6 protein-coding genes and 1 pseudogene are annotated in these 7,730 nt (G+C 42.0%); all 7 read right to left on the reverse strand.

What is annotated here, in order from left to right; translation table 11 throughout:
• Positions 1-334, reverse strand: a pseudogene (locus tag VB714_RS26145) (HNH endonuclease); the annotation flags it as partial.
• A gap of 17 nt (positions 335-351) precedes the next feature.
• Positions 352-1,491, reverse strand: a complete 1,140-nt coding sequence (locus tag VB714_RS26150) for a hypothetical protein (RefSeq protein WP_323228168.1) — start codon at positions 1,489-1,491, stop codon at positions 352-354.
• A 269-nt stretch (positions 1,492-1,760) separates the two neighbouring features.
• On the reverse strand, positions 1,761-2,717 hold the full coding sequence (gene cysK, locus VB714_RS26155) for a cysteine synthase A (protein ID WP_323228169.1): 957 nt from the start codon (positions 2,715-2,717) through the stop codon (positions 1,761-1,763).
• 34 nt (positions 2,718-2,751) lie between these two features.
• On the reverse strand, positions 2,752-5,367 hold the full coding sequence (locus VB714_RS26160; protein WP_323228171.1) for a sigma 54-interacting transcriptional regulator: 2,616 nt from the start codon (positions 5,365-5,367) through the stop codon (positions 2,752-2,754).
• Between the two features lie 90 nt (positions 5,368-5,457).
• On the reverse strand, positions 5,458-5,997 hold the full coding sequence (locus tag VB714_RS26165; protein ID WP_323228173.1) for a DUF3122 domain-containing protein: 540 nt from the start codon (positions 5,995-5,997) through the stop codon (positions 5,458-5,460).
• A 66-nt stretch (positions 5,998-6,063) separates the two neighbouring features.
• Entirely contained in the window at positions 6,064-6,453 is a 390-nt protein-coding gene (locus VB714_RS26170; RefSeq protein ID WP_323228174.1) for a rhodanese-like domain-containing protein, read from the reverse strand.
• Positions 6,454-6,612: 159 nt separating this feature from the next.
• Positions 6,613-7,611: a permease gene (locus VB714_RS26175; RefSeq protein ID WP_323228176.1), complete on the reverse strand. Its 999-nt coding sequence runs from the start codon at positions 7,609-7,611 to the stop codon at positions 6,613-6,615.
• Between the last annotated feature and the right edge of the window lie 119 nt (positions 7,612-7,730).

Genomic DNA, 7,730 nt, shown 5'->3' on the forward strand with positions numbered 1-7,730 from the left:
GGCAATATTTGTGGTTAATACCTTGTATTAATCCATTTGGGGTAGAAATGTTAAAACTTCCTGTTGAACGTACTGCAATACGACCAAGATAATTCCCTATCTTTTTGCCTTTAGTTACAACAGCTTTGACGATATCACCCGTTTGGAAACCTTTAACAAATTTAAAGCGTGGTACATAACGAGAAGGGAAACCATACTTATCGGTTCTGCAAGATTGTCTAGTTCCATAACCTGTTACTTTGATTAGCAATGGCTTGCTTGTTAATAATTCTAAATTATTAACATCGCCTACACACGCTGCATCAATCCAATGTTCTTTTGGACATTCATTTCGGGTTGCTCCAATCTGGTTTAATAGCGCAGGATAGCCGCGATCGCTTGATGTTCGGGGACATCTCCCTGTTCTACGGCGTAAACGGTTCCCCCATTGGTGAGGGTATGTAGTGCTGCTAGATCGAGCAAATCTTCATCACCTGTTTCCTGTTGAGGGTGAATCTGAATGGAATTCCCCACTGGATCGAATACTCCCCAAATGTTTTTATTAATAGGAACAAACAAGGTTTCAACACGCTGTAAATAGGCAGCAGGTAAGACTTTTTCGATAGTATTAGCCGTTTTATCGCCACCTTGTAGTTCCTCGTAATGGGAAATTGTTGCTCCTTTGGCGAGATCGAAATAGGGTTGTGCAATCTGCCAAGCCTGGGTATGCAATTCTTCCAAGGTCAAAGTTTTTGGATTACCAGGAATACCATCGGGTAGCAAGTGGGCATAAGTATTTGCCTCGTGATAAATCGGCAATAGATAATCAACTCCTGCCAAAATTAGCGGTGTTTGCTGTTTTTTCAAGAAAGACTCTAAACCGTTGTTAACTTGGCGAAAGTAACTCAATAAATCATGTTTGCGATCTTCGTTGCCGGCTCCTTGTCCATGAAAAATCCCACTATTGCCTTTTGATGAGCCTGTATGTACTTGGAGACTTTTTTCAGAATCATCGTATTGCAAGGCTGCTGCAATATTGGTCGGTACATTCGTTAACTCAACTTCATCCAAGTGATAATGGGTTCCTTGAAATAACCGAACTTGGTTTTGACTCAAGGCTAGAACAGAAAACATCCCATCCCCTGATATTAGTTGCAGTAGTGGTTTTAGGTGGAAGCGATCGCCAACTACCGTTAATTCAGGGAAGGCGATCGGTAAACAGTAATAGTGGAACTGATTGGCAGATAGAAAAATGGCTAGTCCATCGCTTTGATGTTGCCAGAAATCATCATTATCTAGTTCGTAGATGGGTTGCAGCAACTCTTTGGCATCCTGTTCCCGCATTCCTAGCGCCAGCAATTTTTCGATCGCTTGTCGAACCAAATTTTTTAACCGAATCGGATTTTGCTGGGTTTCAATTCCTAAACGCTCTATTGGCGAATAGATCGAGATACAGGTCGAGTTTGACGCTGTGGTTAAAGTGGTTAATTCATCAATAGTGAATAAGTTCATGATGTACCTCTGAGTAATTTTTTTGCTCAAGTTTGTATCAAGTTTTAATCAACGGGTAGAGCATCGAGATCAATTCCATAACTACGCGATTTTGCCAGTCTTTCGTCATGTTTCCTAAATTCTCTTGGATTCTCGGTGATAAGTTGATATTCTTACTCATCGAACCTGAATTTTCTTCACAGCGATCGCCGTTTTTTTTCTACCATATATTTATACTACCTTAATACTCGAACAAAATTCGTTAGAACTAGGTTTGGTTCCCAAATCAATCATTTACCCCCCGGTCCCGATTCTGTTATTTGAAACATTGCCGTACTGAGATATCTTTCACCACCACTAGCTTGAATGGCGACAATCAGGCGATCGCGATACTGCGGTCTTGTTGCCACTTCTATAGCTCCAGCAACCACCGCTCCAGTAGAAATCCCACTGAGAATTCCTTCTTCTCGTGCTAAACGTCTTCCGATTTTATAGGCATTTTCTTCCGTAATCTGAATAATTTCATCAATTAAATCCACCCGCAGCACATCGGGAATGAAGCCAGCCCCTATCCCTTGAAGATTATGAATTCCCGACGATTTCCTGCTTAGTACCGCACTTTTAACGGGTTCAATTGCCACAATTTTTAAAGTCGGTTTTTTTTGTTTGAGATAGCAACTAGCACCCGTAAGCGTCCCTCCCGTACCAACTCCAACTACTAAAATATCAATTTGTCCTGCTGTATCTGACCAGATCTCTGGACCTGTAGTTTCGTAATGAATTTTAGGATTAGCTGGGTTGCTAAATTGTTGAGGAGAAAAAACCCCCCGAATACTAGCAATAAGTTCATTGGCACGGGCGATCGCCCCTGGCATATCTAACTCAGCAGCAGTAGTAATTATTTGCCCCCCATAAGCCTTAATAATTGATTGACGTTCTTGGCTCATATTTTCTGGCATCGTCAAGATTAAACGATAACCTTTGGCAGCACATACCATTGCCAAACCAATGCCAGTGTTACCAGAAGTTGCTTCAATAATTGTAGATACTCCAGGTTCGATTAAGCCAGCTTTTTCGGCTTCGTTAATCATGCTAATCGCGATCCGGTCTTTAACTGATTTAGCCGGATTAAAGCTTTCCAATTTTAAGACCAGATCGGCAACACAGCCAAAGCTTTGAGACAAATTTGGTAATCTGATTAAGGGAGTACGACCAATAATTTCGGTGATATTCGTGTAAATAGGCATGGACTAAATCCGTTAAAAATCAATTTGTTTGATGTTAAAACATAAGTCGGAAAAAAATCATCGTAAATCCACTCATTAAGCCAATATGAGGTAGATTACTCCAAAGGGGACGTTGGGTAATTTTGATTAAGGGAAATATGCCCAGGACAAAAACAGTTAGTAAGGTAAGACCTTGCAAAAAAGCAGCAACATCATTACTCCAAGCTAGAGTTGGTAAACTTTCACCACTAAAACCAAAACTGCGGGCGATCGTCGGTAAAATTGTTCCAGCTTCAGTAATGGCAGCAGGGATATAATAAGCCAGATTAAGCCCCAATGTCATAGGTAGATAAGCATAGATAACTTTAAGGTAATCTGGCTGTTGGGGATCGAATAGACGAGTTAACTTATGGATTAGATAAGTCGCTACAAAAGGAATACTCAATAAAATAGCAACCACAGGCAGGGAAATGAGTAAATGTTTAGAATCAATAGATAAATCTCCCCAACCTATCCAACTGAGAAGGGAATGAGAATAGTGCATGAAAACTCCCCCGAACAACAAGAGCATCAAAGCGACTTCGGCGGGAAAACCATGATGATTTTCTAAGATATCGGCAGCAGGAAAGCGAAAATTAAGCTGAACAGAACGATTGGGGCAAGCCTTGAGACAGGTCATGCACAGAACGCAATCACGATTGTCAGCTAACTGGGCTGGATGGGAGTAAAGGGGGCAACCTAAAGTAGCTTGTCCTTCAGAGGGAAGGGCATTATTGAAGTTAACCTTTGTTGCTTCCCCACCCTTGTAACAGCCAAAAGTGCTACATTGACTCCCGCAAACTTGTTGAGTCGAGCGCAATTCGATAGCTGCTAGTTTCGCAAACATCCCATTCATTCCGCCAATAGGACAGAGATAGCGACACCACAGACGACGCTCGTAAATCAGACTACCGATGACAGCCCCAGCAGCAATAATAATTAGCAACCAGGAAGAAAGATAGGCCGTATGAGGCAGATCCCACAATTTTTCCCAGAGATATATAGCCACAAAACCCGCCCAAAGCACCCAAGCTCCCCATTTATTCAACCATTTAGTTGGCCAAGGCAGTAGCTGGCGCGGCCAAATCCAGAGGGAGATGGTTCTGATCCATTCTCCCGCAATCATAAAGGGACAAACCGCACACCAAAGACGACCAATAATGGGGAACAGTAAAAGATAAAATGGCCACCACCATGCCCAAAAGAAATTGAGGGTCATACTGGCATCACGAGTTTGAGGACCAATCAATCCCATAATGGTGACGGGAATAAAGATCGCCATCATTAATAGCCAAAAACGTTCTGGCCACCAGTTACTGAGTAAAAACCGACGCAACCCAGGAATTTGATTGAGCAAATCGACCCGAAAAGCATTTTTAGCTGATTCAACTGACCAAAGTACCTGTTCAGGAATCACTGTCTGTTCGGCGGGAGTCATGCTTGCTGCTCGTTTGAGAATGGCTGCGAGTTCAGCAATATTTTCAGGATAGTCGTAACTGAGCAAACGACGGAGATCGGCTTGGTTTATTTCTAAAGGAGATCGTCCTCGTTCTCGGCAAAATTTAGCGAGGAAATAACGGGTAAAGTCGGGAATATCCTGTTTGCGTTGGGCAAGGGTAAAGAGTTTAATTTGATGAATTTCTACGCTAGGGAAAGAGATTTTCTGAGGACTGGCAAAAATAAGACGCACCCAACTGACGGTTTCTTTTGTTCTCTCTTCCTTGCCTCGATTGGCAATAATACGCCCTGTTTTTAAATAATCACTCAAGCGATCGCGCTCGGACTGACTTAAGAGGTGAGCATTCTCTATTAATAATGTACCCCTTTCGAGTAATTCAATTACACCTAATTGGGATTCGGCTCGACCAAAAAGGGCATCTGTATTTAACTGACTGTTTTCTGATTTGGGTAATTGAGCCAAGTCAATTTCAGCAAAAGGGCGGTTTTTCAATCCCGAATTACTGTGAATTAAACCGGACAGAAAGGTTTTACCACTACCAAGCGGGGCTTGTAGGATAACTGGTTTTAAATCTGTTGCTGTTTGTTGAACTTGTTGGGCTAATTTTTGACTGGCTTTACTATTGCCAATAACCGACTCATCCACGGTCATCGGTCGAGTGTAAGCTTGTAATCCTTGGATGCGTTCTTGTTCTTTGGCTACCCGTTGGGTAAAGTAGGCTAAGTCTTGAGCGAGTAAATAATTAATTACTCCCTGAAGCTCAGGATAGGTATTGGTAAGAGTTACAAAGCGATCGCGTCCCAAAAACCAAATTTCACTTTTACTTAGTGCTGCGGCACTAGCATAATAAATAGCCGTTGTTTCACTTTCTAATAAAGGTTCACAGCCAAAAATCTCCCCCGCACTACGATAATTAATATGGGTTTTCCCTACTAAAGAAGAGCGATAAATTTCCACTGACCCCCATTTTAGCAAGTAAAACCCTAACGGTTTACTTGCTTGTTCGTAGATTTCTCTATCGGCTTCGACTTGGAAAACTTGCAAACATTGGGCGATCGCCTCGATCGCTTTACTGCTCAACTGCCCCCATATTCGATGAAAACTCAACCAGTTAATACATTCTTCAATAGCTGATTCATTGAGATTGATAAGTTTTAGGGGCTGGATAGTCATAAGTTGTCACCCATATAATTTTCTGAAATCCAAATACATTAAAATCAAAAGCCAAATCTTGAGGATATTTGGCTTTAATAAATAGAGTAATTACTTTTGAACAATCAGCGATCGCCATTCTTCAACCACGACAGGAGAAACATTAAGGACAATTTCTTGTTGGTCGAGAGTTGACAGGATTAGCTGCAAGGGAATTGCTGATTCCAACTGCATTAAGATCGGCTGTAAATCATACTCCCCTAAATCAGGAGCCATTTCGGTGTCGTCCATAAACATATCCTGAGATACATCTACAGCAGTCAAAGTTTTGCTCATCCGGTTGGTAATAATTAGGGGCTTGGAGTGATCGATATTTGCTGTGCCTGGAAATGCAACTAGACGCAAGTAGATACTGTCCTGACGATCGGGAAGAATCCGTTCAAAGGCGATCGCCTGCCAACTGCCACCCTGTTGATCTTGGAGCAATTGGCGAGACTTATAAATCTCTGATTGGTAAACTGTCTGCTCTGATTCTTCTTCTAAGTGGCGAATAACAGCCTGAGCCGGAGAAACTGACAGATTAATTATCAACATCCCAGCTAAGATTCCGAGGATGAATACCGATCTGATAAAACGTAAAATGCTTTTCATTTTGATTATTCCTTGAATGGATTGATTTAGTATTAGTTGATCGCATCTTGAATAGCCTTCTGGATTTTAACTAGAAGCGATCGCCTCTCCTGCGGTTTTCCAACCTGCAAAGCTAGGTGGAAATCCCTGCACATTCTCATAACCCAATAAGTGCAGTGTCATTACTCCCATGGCCGCGCGATACCCGGCGGAACAGTACACCACTACAGGGCGATCGTGCGGTATTTGCTCCAGATTGTGCGCCAAGGTTTGGAGGGAAATATTGATGGCATCAGGGATATGTCCAGACTTATACTCAAAGGGTTCTCGCACATCCACCAACACGGTTTGAGGGTTCTTTAATCGGTTTTTTAACTCTTCCACACTAGCGATCGTGTAATAGCCTGGTGGAATTGATGTGAGAAAGCGATCGATTGCTGATTCCAGATTCACGGTTTTTTCAGACATTGCTTGCATTTTTTCTTGAAAGATTGGTTTAGTTTCTATGAGGGTTGTTGCGAGAATCGGGTTTTGCCCAATGCCAAGCAAGAGGCAAAACAAGAGAATGATTCCTAGTAATATGGTCTGAATTGGTTTTTTGAATATCATATAATTTCGCAATGGTAAGGGAGCAAATCAATTAATTAGGGCGTTGAATATGTAGCCGATACTGATAATGCCAACGGTCATCAACCCGATAAATACAGCTAACAGTTGTGGTTGCAGGACTTTTTTGAGAATCACCATTTCAGGAAGAGATAGTGCTGTTACTGCCATTGTGAAAGCTAAAACTGTACCCATTGGCATTCCCTTATTTACTAAGGCTTCAGTAATTGGCATGACCCCTGCAATATTGGCATAGAGTGGAACACCCAAAATGATTGCGATCGGCACTGCAAAAGGATTATTTGCCCCTGCATATTGGGTGATAAAATCTGTCGGCACATAACCATGAATCCCTGCGCCGATCGCAATTCCGATCGCCACATAAAGCCAAACCGATCGCACAATTTCACTAGATTGAAATCTTCCTTGCTCAAATCTTTGTCCCCAACTTAACGCCACTATTTCTAGGTTGTCTTCTCCTTCTAGAGGTATTGCTTGATGAGATTTTTGCAGTTCCCAAACAAAGGGTTCGACCCATTTTTCCAATTTCATCAGACCGATGATATATCCAGAGGCGATCGCTAAAATTACACCAAAGCCAATGTAGATCAGCGTCACCTTCAACCCAAACAATCCCCAGAGAAGGATAATAGCAACCTCATTGACCATTGGTGCTGCCATCAGATAAGAAAAGGTCACGCCTAGAGGTACACCTGCTTCTAAGAAACCGATAAACAAAGGAACCGCAGAACAAGAACAGAATGGTGTAACAATTCCTACCATTGCCGCCAAAATATTTCCTGCAAAAGTGCGCTTTCCTTCTAGCAAAAAGCGAACGCGTTCTGGTTCTAAAAAACTTTGAAATGTCCCAACAATAAAGCTAATTACAATCAGTAACGTTAAGACTTTTGGCACATCGTAAAGGAAGAAGTGCAGACTCGATCCTAAATGGGATGAAATCGGCAAGCCCAAAAGTTGGGTTACAATTTGGGTTGCTAACCAATCAAACGGATAAAATGGATCAAACATAACTTTGCCTCTTTAACGTTGCAATAGAGGCTGAATTTGTTCAACACTGATGACTTGACCTTTGCTGACAACTTTGCTATTGATTGTCGTAGAATCCCAAAGTCCCCCTTTTTAAGGGG

The organism is Spirulina sp. 06S082, from assembly GCF_034932145.1.
GTDB lineage: Bacteria > Cyanobacteriota > Cyanobacteriia > Cyanobacteriales > Spirulinaceae > CCY15215.